This window comes from Streptomyces sp. NPDC029044 (assembly GCF_040637495.1).
Taxonomy (GTDB): Bacteria; Actinomycetota; Actinomycetes; order Streptomycetales; family Streptomycetaceae; genus Streptomyces.
In genome coordinates, this window is the sequence record NZ_JBEZWN010000013.1 from 13,254 (window position 1) to 32,990 (window position 19,737).

The window sequence follows — 19,737 nt, forward strand, 5'->3', positions numbered from 1 at the left end:
CTAGGGGGCCTCCAGCCGCACCGCGCACGCCTTGAACTCCGGCATCCGGGACGTCGGGTCGAGCGCGGGGTTGGTCAGGGTGTTGGCGCGGCCCTCGCCCGGCCAGTGGAAGGGCATGAAGACGGTGTCGGGCCGGATGGCGTTCGTGATCCTCGCGGGCGCCACCGCCCGGCCCCGCCGTGACACCACGGCCACCGGATCCCCCTCGGCGGCTCCCAGCCGGGCCGCCAGCCTCGGGTGCAGCTCCACGAACGGCCCCGGCGCGGCGGCGTTCAGCTCCGCCACGCGCCGGGTCTGCGCACCGGACTGGTACTGCGCCACGACCCGCCCGGTGGTCAGCAGCACGGGGTACTCCTCGTCGGGTTCCTCGGCGACCGCACGGTGGACGACGGGGACGAACCGGGCCCGGCCGTCGGGGGTGGCGAAACGGTCGAGGAAGAGGCGGGGCGTGCCGGGATGCACGGCCGGTGCCTCCTCGTCGTCGAGGGCGTCCTCGCCCACGTCGGCCGCCTCCACCGCCGGACAGGGCCAGAAGACCCCGTTCTCCTGCGCCAGCCTGCGGTACGTGATCCCCGAGTAGTCCGCCGCCCCGCCCGCCGACGCCCGGCGCAGCTCCTCGAAGACCTCCTCCGGGTCGGTCGGGAAGCCCTTCTCCACACCCAGCCGGGCGGCGAGTTCGTGCAGCACCTCCAGGTCGCTGCGGATGCCCTCGGGCGGGGTGATCGCCCGGCGCCGCAGCAGGACCCTGCCCTCCAGGTTGGTCGTCGTGCCCGTCTCCTCGGCCCACTGGGTGACCGGCAGGACCACGTCCGCGAGCGCCGCCGTCTCCGACAGCACCACGTCGCAGACCGCCAGGAAGTCCAGCGACCTGATGCGTTCCTCGATGTGCGCGGCCCGCGGCGCCGACACCACCGGATTGGACGCCATCAGCAGCAGCGACCTGATGTCGGTGCCCAGCGCGTCCAGCAGCTCGTACGCGCTGCGCCCCGGGCCGGGCAGGCTGTCCGGGTCGACGCCCCACACCTCGGCGACATGCGCCCGCGCCGCCGGGTCGTCGAGCTTGCGGTAGCCCGGCAACTGGTCGGCCTTCTGCCCGTGTTCGCGCCCGCCCTGCCCGTTGCTCTGCCCGGTCAGACAGCCGTACCCGGACAGCGGGCGGCCCGCCCGGCCGGTCGCCAGACACAGGTTGATCCACGCGCCCACGGTGTCGGTGCCCTTGGACTGCTGCTCGGGCCCCCGGGCGGTGAGCACCATCGCCGACTCCGGCTCGCAGAACAGCCTCACGACCTCGCGGAGTTGAGGAACGGACACCCCCGTGATCCGCTCCACGTACTCCGGCCAGTGCGCCATCGCCGCCGCCCGGGCGTCCTCCCAGCCGGCCGTGCGCTCAGCGACGTACTCCTCGTCCACCCGTCCCTCGGCGATGACCAGGTGCAGCAGGCCCAGGGCGAGGGCCAGGTCCGTGCCCGGCCGGGGCGCCAGGTGCAGGTCGGCCTGCTCGGCGGTCTTCGTGCGGCGCGGGTCGATCACGATGAGCGTGCCGCCGTTCTCCTTCAGCTCGGTGAAGAACCGCAGCGACGGAGGCATGGTCTCCGCCAGGTTCGACCCGACGAGGATCACACAGCCGGACTTCGGGATGTCCTCCAGCGGGAACGGCAGCCCGCGGTCGAGACCGAACGCCTTGATGCCCGCGGCGGCCGCCGACGACATGCAGAAACGCCCGTTGTAGTCGATCTGCGAGGTGCCGAGCACGACCCGCGCGAACTTTCCGAGCGTGTACGCCTTCTCGTTCGTCAGCCCGCCCCCGCCGAACACCCCGACCGCGTCCGGTCCGTGCTCCGCGCGCGTGCGGCCGAGCCCCGCGGCGATCCGGTCCAGCGCCTCGTCCCAGGAGGCGGGCACCAGCGTGCCGCCCTCGTCCCGCACCAACGGGGACGTCAGACGGACGTTGCTCGCGAGCACCGCCGCGGACGTACGGCCCTTGCCGCACAGCGCGCCCCGGTTGACCGGGAAGTCCGTGCGCTCGCTCACCTCGACGGTCCCGTCCGGCGCGGGCGTCAGGTTCATCCCGCACTGCAGGGCGCAGTACGGGCAGTGCGTGGGCGTCACGGTGCTCTGCATGCCGTTCAGCGTGCGTCGGCCGTGTTACGCCCGGGACGGTTCCCTGTTACGCGGCCGGGACGGCAACCTCCCCGCCGCCGGCCCGCCCGCGTGAGGCAGCAGCCCCGGGCCTGATCAGGCACAGGCTCGCCCTCCTTCAGGTCGTCGCCGACCGCCACGGACGTTGCCCCTGGGACGAAGGACGCCACATGTGGCTCATTGCGTTCCTTTCTTGGCCGATCCGACCTCGTTGAGTGTTGAAGCAGCCGCACTACGCTCTCGCTACGCGCAGCGCTCGCACGACTCCGCACGGCGTTCGACACCCGGGCATGCCCGCCGCTCACGGCTGCATCCACCCGCGGCCCCGCCGCGGGTGGCAATCCGACCTCGAAACAGCCAGGAGGCCACCCGACCATGCCTCTGCGCCACTTGACCCCCCAGGACCAGCAGCTCTTCCGGCAGTACGGCCGAGGCCCCACCGTCCCCGTCCCCGACCCGCTCCTGCACCACGCCGTCGCCCGGCACGCCAGGGCCACCCCGCACGCCGTGGCCGCCGAACACCAGGGCGCCCGCATCACCTACGGCGAGCTCGACCGGTACGCCGGCGCCCTCGCCGCCCGCCTGGCCGACGAGGGCGTACGCCCCGGCGACCACGTCGGCCTCTTCGTCCGCCGCTCGATCCCGATGCTGGTCGGCCTGCTCGGCATCCTGAAGGCCGGCGCCGCCTACGTCCCGCAGGACATCGGCCTCACGCCCCCGGCCCAGCTCACCCACGTCATCCGCACCGCCCGCACCCGGGTCGTCCTCACGGTCGCCGAGCACGCCCACCGCGTCCCCCTGCCGGACGGCCATCTGCTGCTCCCGATCGACGAGCCGCTGCCGTACGCCCCGGCCCCGCGCGTCCGCGTCACCGGCGACGACGGCTGCTACGTGCTGTTCACCTCCGGCACCACCGGCCGCCCCAACGGCGTGAAGGTCACCCACCGCAACGTCGCCAACCTCCTGCTCACCGCACCTGGCGGCCTCGGCGTCCGGCCCGGCGACCGGGTCGCCCAGCTCCTCAACATCGCCTTCGACATGGCCGCCTGGGAGATCCTCGGCTGCCTCGCCCAGGGCGGCACGCTCGTCATCCGCGGCAAGGACCTCGCCGCGGCGGCCCGCACCGCGGACGTGCTGATCGCGACCCCGACCGTGCTCTCCGGCCTCGACCCGGCCGCCTGCCCCCGGGTGCGCACGGTCGCCGTCGCGGGGGAGCCCTGCCCGCGCCCGCTGGCCGACCGGTGGGCCCGGCAGGCCGCCTTCTTCAACTGCTGCGGCCCCACGGAGACGACGATCGTCAACACGATGAGCCGCCACCACCCGTCCGCCCCGCTGCTCACCATCGGCCGCCCCACCCCCAACAACACGGTGTACGTCCTCGACGCGGACCGCCGCCCCCTGCCGGTCGGCGAGGTGGGCGAGATGTGGGCCGGCGGCGACTGCGTCTCCGCCGGCTACCTCGGCGACGACGCCCTCAACGCCGAGCGCTACGCACCCGACCCGTTCCTCGGCGGCGGCCGGCGCATGTTCCGCACCCGCGACCTCGGCCGCTGGACCGCCGGGGGCGAGCTGGAGCACCTCGGCCGCACCGACGACCAGGTCAAGGTGCGCGGCTTCCGCGTCGAGCTGGACTCCGTCTCCTCGGTCCTCGAATCGGCCGCCGGCTGCGCCCGGGCCGTCACCCTCAAACGCGACGCCCGCACCCTGGTCTCCTTCGTCTGCCCGGCGGACGTCGACCCGGACGCGGCGCGCCGCGCGGTCGCGGACGCCCTGCCCTACTACTGCGTCCCCGAGCGGGTCCTGCCGCTCGCGTTCCTCCCCGAGACCGACCGCGGCAAGGTCGACAAACAGGCGCTGCTGCACATGATCGAGGAGCGCCTGGCGGTGGCGCGATGACCACGTCCCCTCCCCGGAACGACCAGGCCACCGGCGGGCTCCCGCCGCTCCTGCCCGGCCCCCGCCGCCTGCTCAAGCACCCCCGCCTGATGCACTACAACCGGCTCGCGGCCCTGGTACTCCTCGCCAACGTGGTCTTCGCGTGGGCCGTTCGGCCACTGGATGACGCCACCCTCGGGCACGCGGCCCTCGCCAACCTCGCCCTCGCCGTCGTCGTACGCCAGCAGTACGTCGTCAACCTGCTGTTCCGCCTGGCGACGTCGGCGCCGACCAGCTGGCCGCTGCGGGTCCGCTGGACGCTCGGCAAGGTCTACCACTTCGGCGGACTGCACGTCGGCGGCGCACTGGCCGGCACGGCCTGGTTCCTGGCGCTGACGATCACGACACCCAGCGGCCCCCTCAGGGCCGTCGGCTGGACCCTGATCGCCCTCCTCGGGCTCGTCATCGCCACCGCCCTGCCCCCGTTCCGCTCCCGCCGGCACGACCACTTCGAGAAGATCCACCGCTTCGGCGGCTGGACGTCCCTGGCCCTGTTCTGGACGCACACGCTGCTGTCGTCACCCGGCCCCTGGGAGGTCGGCACGCTCACGGTGGTCACCTTCAGCGTCGCCCTGCCCTGGCTGCGGCTGCGCAAGGTGGACGTCCGCCTCGAACGCCCCTCCTCCCATGTGGTGCTGGCCCGCTTCGACCACGGCGAGACGCCCTTCGCGGGCTCCTCCACCGCGATCAGCCGCAGCCCGCTGAAGGAGTGGCACTCCTTCGCCAACGTCCCGGCCCCCGGCGAGCCGGGCTTCCGCCTGACCATCTCCCGGGCCGGCGACTGGACCGGCTCCTTCATCGACGAGCTGCCCCGGCAGGTGTGGGTCAAGGGCATCACCACAGCCGGTGTCGCCAACATCGAGGTCCTGTTCACCAAGGTCGTCTACGTCGCCACCGGCAGCGGCATCGGCCCCTGCCTGCCCCACCTGCTCGCCGCCAAGGTGCCCTCCCGGCTGGTCTGGGCGACCCGCGACCCCCGCGCGACCTACGGCGACGCCCTGGTCGACGAGATCCTCGCGGTGCAGCCGCACGCCCTGATGTGGGACACCTCCCGGCACGGCAAGCCCGACATGGTGCGCCTCGCCCACGAGGCCTACCGGGACTTCGGCGCCGAGGCGGTCATCTGCATCTCCAACAAGAAGCTGACCTGGCAGGTGGTCCACGGCCTGGAACGACGGGGCATCCCGGCGTACGGCGCGATCTGGGACTCCTGACCCGTACCCGATGCTCGAAAGGAGAAGAGGGATGAACCATCTGAAGGTCGAGCGACACAGCCGTGTGGTGACCGTGCGCCTGCACCGCCCGCACGTCCGCAACGCGCTCAGCAGTGAGCTCCTCACCGAACTCCTCGGACTGCTCCGCCCGTTGGACACGGATCCGGACACCGGCTGCTTCGTCGTCACCGGCTCGGACACGGTCTTCGCCGCGGGCGCCGACATCAAGGAGATGGCGGGGAAGTCGGCCGTCGACATGGCGGCGGAGGACTACTTCGCCGCCTGGGAGGAGTTCGCGGACCTCCGCACCCCGAAGATCGCCGCCGTCAACGGACATGCCCTGGGCGGCGGTTGTGAACTGGCGATGATGTGCGACCTGGTCGTCGCGGGGGAGTCGGCGGTGTTCGGCCAGCCCGAGATCAAGCTGGGCGTGATCCCCGGCATCGGCGGCACCCAGCGGCTGACCCGTCTCGTCGGCCGGGCCACGGCCATGGACCTCGTCCTCACCGGCCGCACGATGGACGCACGGGAGGCTGGACGCTGCGGTCTCGTCTCCCGCGTGGTCCCGGACGACCGGGTCCTGCCCGAGGCCCTGGAAGCGGCGGCGGCGATCGCCTCCCACGGCCGTGCGGCGGTCAGGGCGGCCCGCGAGTGCGTCGACCGGGCCCTGGAGACCGGCCTGCGCGACGGCATCCGCTTCGAACGCCGCGTGTTCCACGCCCTGTTCGCCACCGATGACCAGAAGGAGGGGATGACGGCGTTCCTGGAGAAGCGCCCACCGCGCTTCCAGGGCCGCTGACGGACCCGGCGGATCCGGGGGTGGGGACGCGCCGCCGCTCCCCACCCCCGGACGCGTTCAGGGACGGTGCCCGGTCAGGACACGGTCCCGGTCACCCCGCGGTCCGATCCACCGCCGCCCGGCGAACGTCGGGATTCATCCGAGCGTTTCCCCGGCCCTGGCCAACGCCCTTTCCACGCCCGGCTCCCGGGGCCCGAGGAACCGCGGATCCGGCCGGAACACGGCGTCCAGAGCGGCCTTCCCGGCGGCGAAGATCTCACGGGCACCCCCGTAGTACCAGGTCGCGTCGTGCACGGCGTCCACCCCGACCCCGTACGACTCCACCCCGGCCGCCTCGCACAGCGCCACCGCCCGCCGGATGTGGAAACCCTGGCTGATCAGCACGGCCTCGTCCACCCCGAAGATCTTCTTGGCGCGCACACAGGAGTCCCAGGTGTCGAACCCCGCGTAGTCGCTGACGATCCGCCCGTCGGGCACCCCGTGCCGCGTCAGGTAACCGCGCATCGCGTCCGGCTCGTCGTAGTCCTCCCGGCTGTTGTCCCCGGTGACCAGCACCACCTCGACCCGGCCCTCCCGGTACAGCTTCGCCGCCGCGTCCAGCCGGTGCGCGAGGTACGGCGAGGGTTCCCCGTCCCAGAGCCCGGCACCGAACACCACGGCGACATCGGTGCGCGGCACATCCGCGGCCGTACGCAGCCGGTCATCCGCCACGGCGTACATCCACGTCGCCGGAAGCAGCGCGAGCACGCACCCGGCCATCACGGCCTGCACCAGCCTCCGCTGCCCCCGCCGGGTACGCGGCAGCCGCGGTCCGCGGAACGTCACTCGACGCATCGGACGGTCCCTCCCCAGGTCGGCCCCTCGACAGTCAGGGACGTCCTCCCGGGCCGCCCGGTTCATCCACAGCCACGTGACCAGCTTCACGCCATTCTTGGAAACCACAGGTCAAGGGGGCTCACAGCCCTCCCGTCCCGCATGGTGAACCGCTGGAAAACACCCGTGACGCCGCCGCAACGGGAAGGCAACGTGGCGCCGCGACCATCGGTGCATGCCCAGTCAGCTCAGCCTCGTCCCGCCGCCCGCCACGCGCCGCCCGGCCCCGCCCGCCCTCGTGGTCGTGGCCCACGGCAGCCGCGACCCCCGCGCGCTGAGCACGGTGAGCGCGCTCCTGGACCGCATCCGGGCCCTGCGCCCCGACGTGCCGGTGCACCTGGGCCACATCGAACTCAACGCCCCGCTGCTCCCCGACACGCTCGCCGTCCTCGGGGACAGGGAAGCGGTCCTCGTGCCGCTCCTCCTCAGCCGCGGCTACCACGTCAAGCGGGACATCCCCGAGATGGCGGCGGCCTCCCGGGCCCGCACCCACCTGGCCGCCCCCCTGGGCCCGCACCCGCTCCTGGTCGACGCCCTCCAGGCCCGCCTCGGGGAAGCCGGCTGGGGCGGAACCCCCCACCGCACCAGCGCGGTCGTCCTCGCCGCCGCGGGCTCCCGCGACCCGGACGCGAAAGCGGACACGGCCCGCACGGCCCACCTCCTGGCGGCCCGTCTGGGCGTCCCGGTCGTCCCGGCCTACGCCTCGGCCGCCACCCCCACGGTCCAGACCGCGGTCCGCACCCTCCTGGCGAGGGGCCGCCGCCACATAGCCCTCGCGTCCTACTTCACGGCCCCGGGCCGCTTCGCCACCGAGTGCGCCCAGCAGGCCCCCTGGCTGGCGGCGGCACCCCTCGGCACCCACCCCGCCATGGCCGACCTCGTCCTCCACCGCTACGAGGAGGCGTTGGCGAAGGCGGCCTACAGGGAACTGGCCTCAGCCTGAGATCAGGGAGCGGGGCCGAGCCCCCAGGGGCGCGGGGCTGTATCGATGTGCGGCTCCGCCGCGTGGGCGCGACCAGCCCAAAACAACCCGCACACGCCCCGCAACAGAACCCGGCACACGCAGACGCGCTTACTGTCGTCACATGGACGGCACCGCACAACACCCCCCCGCCTACGACCCGACGTCAGTCGACCGCTGGGCCCCGGAACCCGACAAACGACCTGGCCGCACAGCCTTCCAACGCGACAGGGCCAGGGTCCTGCACTCCGCCGCCCTCAGAAGACTCGCCGGCAAAACCCAAGTGGTGACGCCCGGCACCCAGGGCCCCGCCTGGGACGCCAGCCCCCGCACCCGCCTCACCCACTCCCTCGAATGCGCCCAGGTCGGCCGCGAACTCGGCGCGGCCCTCGGCTGCGACCCCGACCTCGTCGAAGCCGCCTGCCTCTCCCACGACCTGGGACACCCGCCCTTCGGCCACAACGGCGAACAGGCCCTCAACGAGTTCGCGTCGGACTGCGGCGGCTTCGAGGGCAACGCCCAGTCCCTCAGACTCCTCACCCGCATCGAACCCAAACGGTTCACCCCCGACGGCTCCGTCGGCCTCAACCTCACCCGCGCCGCCCTCGACGCCGCCACCAAGTACCCCTGGCCCCGCGGCTCCCACCCCACCGACCCGGCCTCGAACAAGTTCGGCGTCTACGAGGACGACCGCCCCGTCTTCGACTGGCTCCGCAAGGACGCCCCCGGCACCCGGACCTGCTTCGAGGCGCAGGTCATGGACTGGTCCGACGACGTGGCCTACTCGGTGCACGACGTGGAGGACGGCCTGCACGCCGGCCACATCGACCCGAACTGCCTGCACGCCGATCCCGAACGCCGGGACGTCTTCGAGGTCGCCCGCGGCCGGTACGTCCCCGCCGGCACCGACCCCGCCGAGCTCGCCGAGGCCCTGGACCGGCTGCTCGCCCAGGAGTGGTGGCCGCACGGCTACGACGGCACCGCCGTGGCCCAGGCCCGCCTCAAGGACGCCACCAGCCAGCTCATCGGCCGCTTCTGCCTGGCCGCCGAGACCGCGACCCGCTCCGCGTTCGGAGCCGGACGGCTCACCCGTTACGCCGCCGAGCTGGTCGTCCCGCGCGAGACCCGCATGGAGTGCGCCGTCCTCAAGGCCGTCGCCGACCTGTACGTCATGCAGCGCGCCGAGCAGGAACGCCTGCGCGCCGACCAGCGGATCGTCGTCGCCGAACTCGCCGAGGCGCTCACCGCCCGCGCGCCGGACGGCCTGGACCCGCAGTTCCGCACCCTGTTCGACCAGGCGGCGGACGACCGAGCGCGCAAGCGGGTGATCGTCGACCAGATCGCCTCCCTCACCGACACCTCCGCCCGTTCGCTTCACGTCCGCCTGACGGGGCAGGCATGAGACTGACGCGATGGGCGGAGTGCGAGCACCCTCCCTCGTGACCCTCTGTGGCCTGATCGGGTCACTCCCTCTTCCCGCACCACGCTCCGTGCGGGACGCTCGCAAGTGGCGACACCGTTACGAGGAGGCATCAAGTGGTCGACGCGGATCAGACTTTCGTCATCGTCGGAGGCGGACTGGCGGGCGCCAAGGCGGCGGAGACGCTCCGCGCGGAGGGCTTCACCGGCCGCGTGATACTGATCTGCGACGAACGCGACCACCCCTACGAGCGCCCGCCCCTGTCCAAGGGCTACCTCCTCGGCAAGGAGGAGCGCGACAGCGTCTTCGTGCACGAACCCGCCTGGTACGCGGCCAACGACATCGAGCTGCACCTCGGCCAGACCGTCGACGCGATCGACCGTACGGCGAAGACGGTCCGCTTCGGGGAGGACGGCACGGTCGTCCGGTACGACAAGCTGCTCCTGGCGACCGGCGCCGAGCCCCGCCGCCTCGACGTGCCGGGCACGGACCTGGCGGGTGTGCACCACCTGCGCCGCCTCGCCCACGCCGAGCGCCTCAAACACGTCCTGACCAACCTCGGCCGGGACAACGGCCACCTCGTCATCGCCGGTGCCGGCTGGATCGGCCTGGAGGTCGCGGCGGCGGCCCGCGAGTACGGCGCGGAGGTCACGGTCGTCGAGCACGGGCCGACCCCGCTGCACGGCGTGCTGGGCCCGGAGCTGGGCGGTCTCTTCGCCGAGCTGCACCGCGAGCACGGGGTGCGCTTCCACTTCGGCAGGCGGCTGACGGAGATCGTCGGCCAGGACGGCATGGTCCTCGCGGCCCGCACCGACGACGGCGAGGAGCACCCGGCGCACGACGTGCTGGCGGCGATCGGCGCGGCCCCCCGCACCCACCTGGCGGAGGCCGCCGGCCTGGAGATCGCCGACCGGGCCGACGGCGGCGGCATCGTCGTCGACGAGCGGCTGCGCACCTCCGACCCCGACGTGTACGCGGCCGGTGACGTCGTCTCCTTCCCGCACGCCCTCTTCGGCACGCGGGTACGGGTCGAGCACTGGGCCAACGCCCTCAACGGCGGACCGGCGGCCGCGCGCTCCATGCTGGGCCGCGAGGTGACGTACGACCGGGTGCCCTACTTCTTCTCCGACCAGTACGACCTGGGCATGGAGTACTCCGGCTGGGCGCCCCCGGGCAGCTACGACCAGGTGGTGATCCGCGGGGACGCCGGCAAGCGCGAGTTCATCGCCTTCTGGGTGAAGGACGGCCGGGTCCTGGCCGGGATGAACGTGAACGTGTGGGACGTCACGGACAAGATCCAGCGCCTGGTCCGCTCCCGCGCCCGGGTGAACACGGAGTCGCTGGCGGACCCGCACGTCCCGCTGGACGGCCTCGCACCGTAGCTGTCGGTCCGCCCCCGTAGAATTCACGCGTGGCAGGACGGATCAACGACGAGGACGTGAAGGCGGTACGGGACGCGGTCCCGATCGACGCCGTGGTGTCCGAGTACCTCCAGCTGCGCAACGCGGGCGGCGGCAACCTGAAGGGACTCTGCCCGTTCCACGACGAGAAGTCGCCCTCCTTCCAGGTCAGCCCGAGCAAGGGGTTCTTCCACTGCTTCGGCTGCCAGGAGGGCGGCGACACCATCACGTTCGTGATGAAGATCGACCACCTCTCCTTCTCGGAGGCGGTCGAGCGCCTGGCCGGCCAGGCGGGCATCACCCTGCGCTACGAGGAGGGCGGCTACAACCCCTCCCACCAGCGCGGCGAGCGGATCCGCCTGGTCGAGGCGCACAAGATCGCCGCCGACTGGTACGTCGAACAGCTCGCGACCAGCCCGGAGGCCGACACCGGCCGCCAGTTCCTCGCCGAGCGCGGCTTCGACCAGGCGGCCGCCCAGCACTTCTCCGTCGGCTACAGCCCCCAGGGCTGGGACCACCTCACGCGCTTCCTGCGCGGCAAGGGCTTCACCGACAAGGAGCTGATCCTCTCCGGCCTCTCCCAGGAGGGCCGCCGCGGCCCCATCGACCGCTTCCGCGGCCGCCTGATGTGGCCCATCCGCGACATCGGCGGCGACGTCGTCGGCTTCGGCGCCCGCAAGCTCTACGAAGCGGACAACGGCCCCAAGTACCTGAACACGCCCGAGACGGCGATCTACAAGAAGTCCCAGGTCCTCTACGGCATCGACCTGGCGAAGAAGGACATCGCCAAGGCGTCCCGCGCGGTCGTCGTCGAGGGCTACACGGACGTCATGGCCTGCCACCTCGCCGGTGTGACGACCGCCATCGCCACCTGCGGCACCGCCTTCGGCGGCGACCACATCAAGATCCTGCGCCGGCTACTCATGGACAACGGCTCGGCCCGCGTCATCTTCACCTTCGACGGCGACGCCGCCGGCCAGAAGGCGGCCCTGCGCGCCTTCGAGGACGACCAGAAGTTCGCCGCCGAGACGTACATCGCCATCGCCCCCGACGGCATGGACCCCTGCGACCTGCGCCTCGCCAAGGGCGACGAGGCCGTCGCCGACCTCGTCGAACCCCGCACCCCGCTCTTCGAGTTCGCGCTGCGCCAGATCGTGAGCCGCTACGACCTCGACACCCCGGCGGGCCGGGCCTCCGCACTGGACGAGGCCGCCCCGATCGTCGCCCGCATCAAGAACAGCGGCGCCCAGCACGAGGTCGCCGTCCAGCTCGCCGGGATGCTCGGCATCCTCGACACCCAGTTCGTGGTCAAGCGCGTGGCCCAGCTGGCCCGCTGGGCCCGCGACCGCGGCGGCAAGGGCCCGGCCCCGGAGCGGCAACAGCAGGGCGGGCAGTACGCCGGCCCGCCCCAGCCGGCCACCCCCCGCGGCCCGGCCCTCAACCTCCGCAACCCCGTCTTCGCCACCGAGCGGGAACTCCTCAAACTCGCCCTCCAGCGCCCCGAGCTGGTCTCCCCGGCCTTCGACGCGTACGGCGTGGACGAGTTCACCGCCCCGCCCTACGCCGCCGTCCGCCAGGCCATCCTCGATGCCGGCGGCGCCGAACCGGGCGTCGCCGACCCCCAGGGCTACCTGGTCAGGGTCCGTGAGGCCGCCCCGGACGACGCCGTCCGCGCGATGGTCACGGAGCTGGCCGTCGAGGCGATCATGCTCCACAAGGGCGTGAAGGGGGCCGACGAGGTGTACGCGGGCGCCCAGTTGGTGACGGTCCGCCGCCGGGCCGTCGAGCGCCGCATCCGCGACATCACCGGCCGGCTCACCCGCCTCGGCACCCATGGCGACCCGGCCCAGCTCGCCGCCGTGCAGAACGAGCTGTGGGTCCTCCAGCAGTACGACCAGACCCTCCGGGAGCACGGCGCCGCCGCGCTCTGACGCGGGTCAGGCCCCGGCCCCGTCGAAGGCCGGCGTCACCGCGCGCACCAGCCGCTCGGCGAACTCCCGCACGCGCGCCGACTCACAGGAGTACGACGGCGAACCGGACAGGGTGAGCATCGGCTGGTCGCGCATCCGGCCCCTGGCCAGCACGATGTGCGTGAGCTTGAACCCGCCCGCCGCCGCCCACCGGCCCAGCCGGGCGGACTCGTCGGGGCCGGAGCAGCGGACCGTCACATGTGACTCGTACAGGGAAGCGGACATCGGACGATCGTCGCAGACCAGTGGTGCGTGAGGCATCCGGGTTTCGCACGAGGGGCGACCGCGCGGTCACGGACCGGAAGCAAAAAGTCATCGCACGCCCCTCGTGGCAGCGATGTGTCTTACCCCACACTGGGTTCCGGTGCCTGAGTCCTCGGAGCGCGGCCGATCCGTCACCGACGGGTCCCAGACCCCCGCGGTTCCGCTCATCGCGTACGGGACGGAAAGCGGCGAGGCCGACTCCGTCCCCGAAGTACCGCTGCCGTACCCGCCGGCAGCGATCATCCTGGAGGTCGCCCCCGTGCAGACCCAGACCCTCACCCAGACCGACGCCGGTGCCGCCCCCGGCGCCGACGGGACCGCGCCGGACGCGGAGGCCGACGCCCTGTCCGGGGTCCCCGCGCAGAGCCGTGCCGTGCACCACCCCGAGGCGGAACCGGAGCCGGAGGAGCCGCCCGCCGGAGCCGTGGAGCCGGCCGAGGTGCCCGAGGCCGTCGAGCCGCCGCCCCTGCGCACCGAGACCGGCAGTCCGTCCTCGGACCTGTTCCGCCAGTACCTGCGGGAGATCGGCCGCATCCCCCTGCTGACCGCCGCCGAGGAGGTCGAACTCGCCCGCCGGGTCGAGGCCGGCCTGTTCGCCGAGGAGAAGCTGCGGCTCACCCCCGACCTGGACAGCCAGCTCGCCCTCGACCTGGACCGGCTCGTCGTGATGGGCCGCATGGCCAAGCGCCGCCTCATCGAGGCGAACCTGCGCCTGGTCGTGTCGGTGGCCAAGCGCTACGTCGGCCGCGGCCTGACCATGCTCGACCTCGTCCAGGAGGGCAACCTCGGCCTGATCAGGGCCGTGGAGAAGTTCGACTACGCCCGCGGCTACAAGTTCTCCACGTACGCCACGTGGTGGATCCGCCAGGCCATGTCCCGTGCCCTGGCCGACCAGGCCCGCACGATACGGGTCCCGGTCCACGTCGTGGAGCTCATCAACCGGGTCGTCCGCGTCCAGCGGCGCATGCTCCAGGAGCGGGGCTACGAGCCGACGCCCGAGGAGGTCGCGGCCCACCTGGACCTGGCGCCGGAGCGGGTCAGCGAGGTCCTGCGCCTCGCCCAGGAGCCGGTGTCGCTGCACGCGCCCGTCGGTGAGGAGGACGACGTCGCCCTGGGCGACCTCATCGAGGACGGCGACGCGGCGTCCCCCGTCGAGTCGGCGGCGTTCCTGCTGCTCAGGGAGCACCTGGAGGCGGTCCTGTCGACGCTGGGGGAGCGGGAGCGGAAGGTGGTCCAACTCCGTTACGGCTTGGCGGACGGCCGCCCCCGCACGCTGGAGGAGATCGGCCGCATCTTCGGTGTGACGCGGGAACGGATACGCCAGATCGAGTCGAAGACTCTGAACAAGCTGCGGGATCACGCCTTCGCGGACCAGCTGAGGGGCTATCTGGACTGACGCCGGCTGCGGGCCCCTTCAGGGGCGCGGGGAGCTGCGCGACCGGCCCCCACCGGCCCGCAGCCGCCCCACGACACCACTCGGCACCTCCGAATGCGACTCAGTCGACCTCGGCGACGGCCTGCGCGAACTGCGCCTTGTACAGCCGCGCGTAGGCACCGTCCGCCGCCAGCAGATCCTCGTGCGCCCCCTGCTCGACGATGGACCCGTTCTCCATGACGAGGATCGTGTCCGCGTCCCGGATCGTCGACAGCCGGTGCGCGATGACGAACGACGTGCGACCGTGGGCGAGTTTCGCCATGGCCTTCTGAATGAGCACCTCGGTACGGGTGTCGACCGAGCTCGTCGCCTCGTCCAGCACCAGGATCACCGGGTCGGACAGGAACGCCCGGGCGATGGTGATGAGCTGCTTCTCACCCGCGCTGACCCCCGTCCCCTCGTCGTCGATCACGGTGTCGTACCCGTCCGGCAGCGTCCGGACGAACCGGTCCGCGTGCGCCGCCCGGGCCGCCTCCTCGATCTCCCCGCGGGTGACCTCCCGGGAGGCTCCGTACGCGATGTTCTCCGCGATCGTGCCGCCGAACAGCCAGGTGTCCTGGAGCACCATGCCGATCCCGGCGCGCAGTTCGTCCCGTGACATCCGTGCGATGTCGACCCCGTCGAGGGTGATGCGCCCGCCGGTGACGTCGTAGAACCGCATCAGCAGATTCACCAGCGTCGTCTTGCCGGCGCCCGTCGGACCGACGATGGCCACCGTGTGCCCGGGCTCCACCTTCAGCGACAGGTCCTCGATGAGCGGCTTGTCGGGGTCGTAGCGGAACGACACGTGCTCCAGCGCCACCTGCCCGCGCAGCTCCTGAGGCCGTACGCCCGGCACCGGGTCGGCGCTCTGCTCCTGTGCGTCGAGCAGCTCGAAGACCCGCTCCGCGGAGGCGACACCCGACTGCACCAGGTTCGCCATGGAGGCGACCTGCGTCAGCGGCATGGAGAACTGCCGCGAGTACTGGATGAAGGCCTGCACGTCACCGATCGACAGGGAGCCGGAAGCCACCCGCAGCCCGCCCACCACCGCCACCAGCACGTAGTTGAGGTTCGACACGAACATCATCAGCGGCTGCATGACCCCGCTGTTGAACTGCGCCTTGAACCCCGCCTCGTACAGCGCGTCGTTCTGCTCGGCGAACTGCTTGGCCGACTCCGCCTGCCGCCCGAACACCTTCACCAGGGCGTGCCCGGTGTACATCTCCTCGATGTGCGCGTTCAACTGCCCCGTCGAGCGCCACTGCTGGACGAAGTGCGGCTGCGACCGCTTGCCCACCCGCGTGGCCACGACGAACGACAGCGGCACGGTCACCAGCGCGACCAGCGCGAGGATCCACGAGACGTAGAACATCATCGCGAGGACGCCGATGATGGTCAGCACCGAGTTGATGAGCTGCCCCATCGACTGCTGGAGCGTCTGCCCGATGTTGTCGATGTCGTTGGTCGCCCGGGACAGCACCTCACCGCGCTGGCGCTGGTCGAAGTACGAAAGCGGCAGCCGCGACAGCTTCGTCTGGACGTCCTCGCGCATCCGGAACATGGTCCGGTTCACGGCCCGGTTCACCAGCCGCGTCGCCACCGCCATCAGCAGCCCGGCCACCGTGAACACGCCCAGCGCCAGCAGCAGCACATGCCCGACGGCCGTGAAGTCGATGCCCTCGCCCGGGGTGAAGTCGGTGCTGCGCAGCATGTCGGCGACGTCTCCGTCCCCCCGCTGCCGCATGGAGTCGAGGACCTGCTCCTTGCTCGCCCCCTCCGGCATGCCCCGTCCGACGATGCCCGCGAAGACCAGGTCGGTCGCCTTGCCGAGGATCTTCGGCCCGACGACGTTGAGGCCGACGCTGAGCACCACGCACAGCAGCAGCACGTAGATGGTCGCGCGCTCCGGCCGGAACTGCGCGACGAGCCGTTTGCCGGATCCCTTGAAGTCCAGCGAGCGCTGGTCGGGGCCGCCCCCGGCCATCATCCGCCCCATGGGCCCCGCCATCAGGCAGCCTCCGCTTCCGTGAGCTGGGAGAGCACGATCTCCCGGTAGGTCTCGTTGTCCGCCATCAGCTCGTGGTGCCGCCCGGTGCCGACGACCCGGCCCTCGTCCAGGACGACGATCCGGTCGGCGTCCCGGATGGTCGCCACCCGCTGCGCGACGATCACCACGGTCGCCTCGGAGGTCTCGCGCGTGAGGGCGGCCCGCAGGGCGGCGTCCGTGGCGTAGTCGAGCGCGGAGAAGGAATCGTCGAAGAGGTAGATCTCGGGCCGCTGCACCAGCGTCCGGGCGATCGCGAGCCGCTGCCGCTGCCCGCCGGAGACGTTCGTCCCGCCCTGCGCGACCGGTGCGTCGAGTCCGCCCTCCAGCCCGTCGACGAAGTCCTTGGCCTGCGCCACCTCCAGCGCGTGCCACAGCTCCTCGTCGGTGGCGTCCGGATTGCCGTAGCGCAGGTTGGTCGCCACCGTGCCCGCGAACAGGTACGGCTTCTGCGGCACCAGCCCGACGGTCCTGGCGAGCAGCTGCGGCTCGATCTCCGCGACCTCGACCCCGTCGACGAGCACCTGCCCGTCGGTCGCGTCGAACAGCCGCGGGACCAGCCCGAGCAGCGTGGACTTGCCGCTGCCGGTGGAGCCGATGACGGCCGTCGTCTCGCCCGGCCGGGCCACCAGGTCGACGGCCCGCAGCACCGGCTCCTCGGCACCCGGATAGCGGAAGCCCGCCCCGCGGATCTCCAGATGCCCGTGCCGGCGCAGCTCCCGCACGGGCGCCGCCGGCGGCACGACGCTGGAGGAGGTGTCCAGCACCTCCTGGATGCGCTCGGCACACACCTCCGCGCGCGGCACCATCATGAACATGAAGGTGGCCATCATCACGGACATGACGATCTGCATCAGATAGGCCAGGAACGCCGTCAGGTCGCCGATCTGCATCCCGCCGCTGTCGATCCGGTGCGCGCCGAACCACACCACGGCGATCGACGACAGGTTCACCACCGTCATGACGATCGGGAACATCAGCGCGAGCAGGTTGCCGGTGCCCAGCGCGAAGTCGGTGAGATCGGTGTTGGCCTTGCGGAAGCGCTGCTGCTCGTACTCGTCGCGGACGAAGGCCCGGATCACCCGGTTGCCGGTGATCTGCTCGCGCAGCACCCGGTTCACCGAGTCCAGCCGCTCCTGCATCGCCCGGAACAGCGGCCGCAGCCGCCGCACGATCAGCGTCACGCAGATGCCCAGCACCGGCACGACCGCCACCAGCACCCCGGACAGCGGCACGTCCAGACCGAGCGCCAGCACGATGCCGCCGACGCACATGATCGGGGCCGACACCAGCAGCGTGAACGTCATCAGCGCCAGCATCTGCACCTGCTGGACGTCGTTCGTCGTCCGGGTGATCAGCGACGGCGCCCCGAAGTGGCCCACCTCACGGGCGGAGAACGACTGCACCCGGTCGAACACGGCACCGCGCACGTCCCGCCCGACCGCCGACGCCGTACGGGCGCCGTAGTACACGGCGCCGATGTTGCACACGACCTGGACCAGCGAGATGCCGATCATCAGACCGCCGTAGCCCAGGATGTAGCCGGTGTCGCCGTTCACGACACCCTGGTCGATGATGTCGGCGTTGAGCGTGGGCAGGTAGAGCGTGGCGCAGGTCTGCAGGAACTGCAGCAGCACCAGCAGGGCGATGGGTCTTCTATAGGGCCTGAGGTAGGTCCGCAGGAGTCGTATGAGCACGCTGCTTCTCTCGGAGTGGGCGACGGAGCGGTTGGTTGCCCCTGGCCCCTATCGTCGAACACTCCACCGGTGTTACCTCAACCGAATTAACCCAACAGGCGGTCAAAAGGTCAGAGGGCTCCGGGATGCGTCTGCTCCCGCACCGCCACGAACTGCTGCCGCACCGCCTGCCCCACGGCCAGTTCGTCCCCGGGCTCCAGGACCTGCGCGACCGCGCCCTGCCAGACCGGCGGGTTCCGCACATCGAGCGTGCCCTGCGAGGCACCCAGCGCCCAGGCCGCCTGACGGGCGGCGCCGATCGCCGCGTAGTCCGCCGGCTGCGGCACCACGACCTGCGTCCCGAACAGCATGGGCGCCGCCGCCTGCACCGCGGGCAACTCGGCGGCCGGCCCGAGCAGGAACACCCGGCGCACCTCCACACCCCGGCCGCGCAGCACGTCCAGCGCGTCCGCGAGTCCGCACAGCATCCCCTCGAACGCGGCCCGCGCCAGGTGCTCCGCCTTCATCGACTCGCGCCTGAGCCCGGCCAGGGTTCCCGCGGTGTGCGGCAGGTTCGGCGTCCGCTCGCCCTCCAGATAAGGCAGCAGCACCAGCCCGTGCGATCCGGGCGTCGACTTCATCGCCAGGTCGGACAGGCTCTCCAGATCGGGCAGCCCCAGCAGCTCGGCGGCCCCGCGCAGGGTCCGTACGGCGTTCAGCGTGGTGACGACGGGCAGGTGCATGCCGGTCGCGTCCGCGAGCGCGGTGATCATGCCCGACCCGTCGACCAGGGCCTCGGGGTGCACGGCCATCACGGACCCGGAGGCGCCCAGTGACACCACCGCGTCACCGAGGCCGATGCCGAGACCGAACGCCGCCGCCATGGTCTCGCCGGTCCCCACGGAGATCAGCAGGCCCTCCGGTGTCGTACCGGCCGCGTCAGCCGGGCCGATCACCTCCGGCAGCATCACCTGGTGCCCGAGCGCCAGCTCCACGAGGTCGGGCCGGTAGCCGCCGGTCGCCGCTGACCAGTAACCGGTGCCGGACGCCCCACCCCGGTCGGTGGTTCTCCTGACCGGCCGGCCCAGCAACTGCCACACCAGCCAGTCGTGCGCCTGGAGGAGGATCGCGGTGCGCTGCGCGTTCTCCGGCTCGGTCCGGGCCATCCAGCGCAGTTTCGTGACGGGTTGCGCGGCCTGCGGCACACAGCCCACGGCCTGCGCCCACGCCTCACGTCCGCCGAGCGCGTCGACCAGGTCGGCCGCGGCGACCTGCGTCCGCTTGTCGCCGCCGACCATCGCAGGCCGCACGGTGTTGCCCTGCGCGTCCAGCGGCACGACGGCGTTCTGCTGGGCGGAGACACCGATCGCCTGCACACCTTCGAGCAGCCCACCGCCCGCGGCCTCGCCCAGGGAGAGCAGCCAGGCCTGCGGATCGACGTCCGACGGCCGCCCGCCGCCCGCGGGGCTCTCCACCGGATGCGGTGCATATCCCTGCCTGAGCACGGCTCCGGTGTCCCCGTCACAGACGACGATACGAGTGAAATCGGGTGAACTGTCCAACCCGGCGACTATCCCCATGGCCAAAATTCTGCCGTACCGCTGCGCTGGCTGGAGCCGTGGGCG

At 72.2% G+C, this 19,737-nt stretch carries 14 protein-coding genes; 8 read left to right on the top strand and 6 right to left on the bottom strand.

Annotation, left to right across the window (positions count from 1 at the left end):
* Entirely contained in the window at positions 1–2,121 is a 2,121-nt protein-coding gene (locus tag AB0E85_RS14055; protein WP_361925946.1) for a molybdopterin oxidoreductase family protein, read from the bottom strand.
* A gap of 393 nt (positions 2,122–2,514) precedes the next feature.
* Between AB0E85_RS14055 and AB0E85_RS14060 the strand changes: the two genes are divergently transcribed.
* Genes AB0E85_RS14060 through AB0E85_RS14070 form a run of 3 tightly spaced genes read left to right on the top strand, consistent with a single transcriptional unit; the run spans position 2,515 to position 6,087 of the window.
* Positions 2,515–4,035, top strand: coding sequence for an amino acid adenylation domain-containing protein (locus AB0E85_RS14060; RefSeq protein ID WP_361925948.1), 1,521 nt, complete (start codon positions 2,515–2,517; stop codon positions 4,033–4,035).
* Positions 4,032–5,288 (top strand): hypothetical protein, encoded by a 1,257-nt coding sequence (locus AB0E85_RS14065; RefSeq protein WP_361925950.1) that lies wholly within the window; start codon positions 4,032–4,034, stop codon positions 5,286–5,288. The genes AB0E85_RS14060 and AB0E85_RS14065 overlap by 4 nt, the downstream gene beginning before the upstream one ends.
* A gap of 31 nt (positions 5,289–5,319) precedes the next feature.
* Complete coding sequence (locus tag AB0E85_RS14070) at positions 5,320–6,087, top strand: enoyl-CoA hydratase-related protein (protein WP_361925952.1); 768 nt, start codon at positions 5,320–5,322, stop codon at positions 6,085–6,087.
* A 135-nt stretch (positions 6,088–6,222) separates the two neighbouring features.
* Here the strand turns inward: AB0E85_RS14070 and AB0E85_RS14075 are convergent, their stop codons facing one another.
* Positions 6,223–6,921 carry an ElyC/SanA/YdcF family protein gene (locus tag AB0E85_RS14075; RefSeq protein WP_361925954.1) on the bottom strand — a complete coding sequence of 233 codons (699 nt, stop codon included), beginning with the start codon at positions 6,919–6,921 and terminating at the stop codon, positions 6,223–6,225.
* A gap of 214 nt (positions 6,922–7,135) precedes the next feature.
* Here AB0E85_RS14075 and AB0E85_RS14080 point away from each other — a divergent pair, with 214 nt between their 5' ends.
* The 4 genes from AB0E85_RS14080 to dnaG all read left to right on the top strand — a co-directional run bounded on the left by AB0E85_RS14080 (position 7,136) and on the right by dnaG (position 12,672).
* A complete protein-coding gene (locus AB0E85_RS14080; RefSeq protein WP_361925956.1) occupies positions 7,136–7,903 on the top strand; it encodes a sirohydrochlorin chelatase in 768 nt (255 codons plus the stop codon).
* 142 nt (positions 7,904–8,045) lie between these two features.
* Positions 8,046–9,323, top strand: a complete 1,278-nt coding sequence (locus AB0E85_RS14085) for a deoxyguanosinetriphosphate triphosphohydrolase (protein ID WP_361925958.1) — start codon at positions 8,046–8,048, stop codon at positions 9,321–9,323.
* Between the two features lie 134 nt (positions 9,324–9,457).
* Positions 9,458–10,723, top strand: a complete 1,266-nt coding sequence (locus AB0E85_RS14090; RefSeq protein ID WP_361925960.1) for an FAD-dependent oxidoreductase — start codon at positions 9,458–9,460, stop codon at positions 10,721–10,723.
* Positions 10,724–10,752: 29 nt separating this feature from the next.
* Positions 10,753–12,672 (top strand): DNA primase, encoded by a 1,920-nt coding sequence (gene dnaG / locus AB0E85_RS14095; protein WP_361925962.1) that lies wholly within the window; start codon positions 10,753–10,755, stop codon positions 12,670–12,672.
* A 6-nt stretch (positions 12,673–12,678) separates the two neighbouring features.
* Here the strand turns inward: dnaG and AB0E85_RS14100 are convergent, their stop codons facing one another.
* Positions 12,679–12,936 carry a hypothetical protein gene (locus AB0E85_RS14100; protein WP_361925964.1) on the bottom strand — a complete coding sequence of 86 codons (258 nt, stop codon included), beginning with the start codon at positions 12,934–12,936 and terminating at the stop codon, positions 12,679–12,681.
* A 139-nt stretch (positions 12,937–13,075) separates the two neighbouring features.
* On the opposite strand from AB0E85_RS14100, the gene AB0E85_RS14105 reads away from it, so the two are divergent.
* Complete coding sequence (locus AB0E85_RS14105) at positions 13,076–14,371, top strand: RNA polymerase sigma factor (protein ID WP_361925966.1); 1,296 nt, start codon at positions 13,076–13,078, stop codon at positions 14,369–14,371.
* Positions 14,372–14,471: 100 nt separating this feature from the next.
* On the opposite strand, the gene AB0E85_RS14110 is transcribed toward AB0E85_RS14105, so the two are convergent.
* The 3 genes from AB0E85_RS14110 to AB0E85_RS14120 form a co-directional block, all read right to left on the bottom strand.
* The gene (locus tag AB0E85_RS14110; RefSeq protein ID WP_361925968.1) at positions 14,472–16,400 is read right to left on the bottom strand and encodes an ABC transporter ATP-binding protein; all 1,929 of its coding nucleotides are present in this window, start codon (positions 16,398–16,400) and stop codon (positions 14,472–14,474) included.
* The gene (locus AB0E85_RS14115) at positions 16,400–18,133 is read right to left on the bottom strand and encodes an ABC transporter ATP-binding protein (protein ID WP_361925970.1); all 1,734 of its coding nucleotides are present in this window, start codon (positions 18,131–18,133) and stop codon (positions 16,400–16,402) included. Before AB0E85_RS14115 ends, AB0E85_RS14110 begins: the two co-directional genes overlap by 1 nt.
* Positions 18,134–18,243: 110 nt before the next feature.
* A complete protein-coding gene (locus tag AB0E85_RS14120) occupies positions 18,244–19,692 on the bottom strand; it encodes an FGGY family carbohydrate kinase (RefSeq protein WP_361925972.1) in 1,449 nt (482 codons plus the stop codon).
* Positions 19,693–19,737: the final 45 nt, after the last annotated feature.

Excerpts from the sequence above, each read along its gene's own strand:
- AB0E85_RS14055 (WP_361925946.1), bottom strand. The coding sequence starts at position 2,121 with ATGCAGAGCACCGTGACGCCCACGCACTGCCCGTACTGCGCCCTGCAG.
- AB0E85_RS14060 (WP_361925948.1), top strand. The coding sequence starts at position 2,515 with ATGCCTCTGCGCCACTTGACCCCCCAGGACCAGCAGCTCTTCCGGCAG.
- AB0E85_RS14065 (WP_361925950.1), top strand. The coding sequence starts at position 4,032 with ATGACCACGTCCCCTCCCCGGAACGACCAGGCCACCGGCGGGCTCCCG.
- AB0E85_RS14070 (WP_361925952.1), top strand. The coding sequence starts at position 5,320 with ATGAACCATCTGAAGGTCGAGCGACACAGCCGTGTGGTGACCGTGCGC.
- AB0E85_RS14075 (WP_361925954.1), bottom strand. The coding sequence starts at position 6,921 with ATGCGTCGAGTGACGTTCCGCGGACCGCGGCTGCCGCGTACCCGGCGG.
- AB0E85_RS14080 (WP_361925956.1), top strand. The coding sequence starts at position 7,136 with ATGCCCAGTCAGCTCAGCCTCGTCCCGCCGCCCGCCACGCGCCGCCCG.
- AB0E85_RS14085 (WP_361925958.1), top strand. The coding sequence starts at position 8,046 with ATGGACGGCACCGCACAACACCCCCCCGCCTACGACCCGACGTCAGTC.
- AB0E85_RS14100 (WP_361925964.1), bottom strand. The coding sequence starts at position 12,936 with ATGTCCGCTTCCCTGTACGAGTCACATGTGACGGTCCGCTGCTCCGGC.
- AB0E85_RS14110 (WP_361925968.1), bottom strand. The coding sequence starts at position 16,400 with ATGGCGGGGCCCATGGGGCGGATGATGGCCGGGGGCGGCCCCGACCAG.
- AB0E85_RS14120 (WP_361925972.1), bottom strand. The coding sequence starts at position 19,692 with ATGGGGATAGTCGCCGGGTTGGACAGTTCACCCGATTTCACTCGTATC.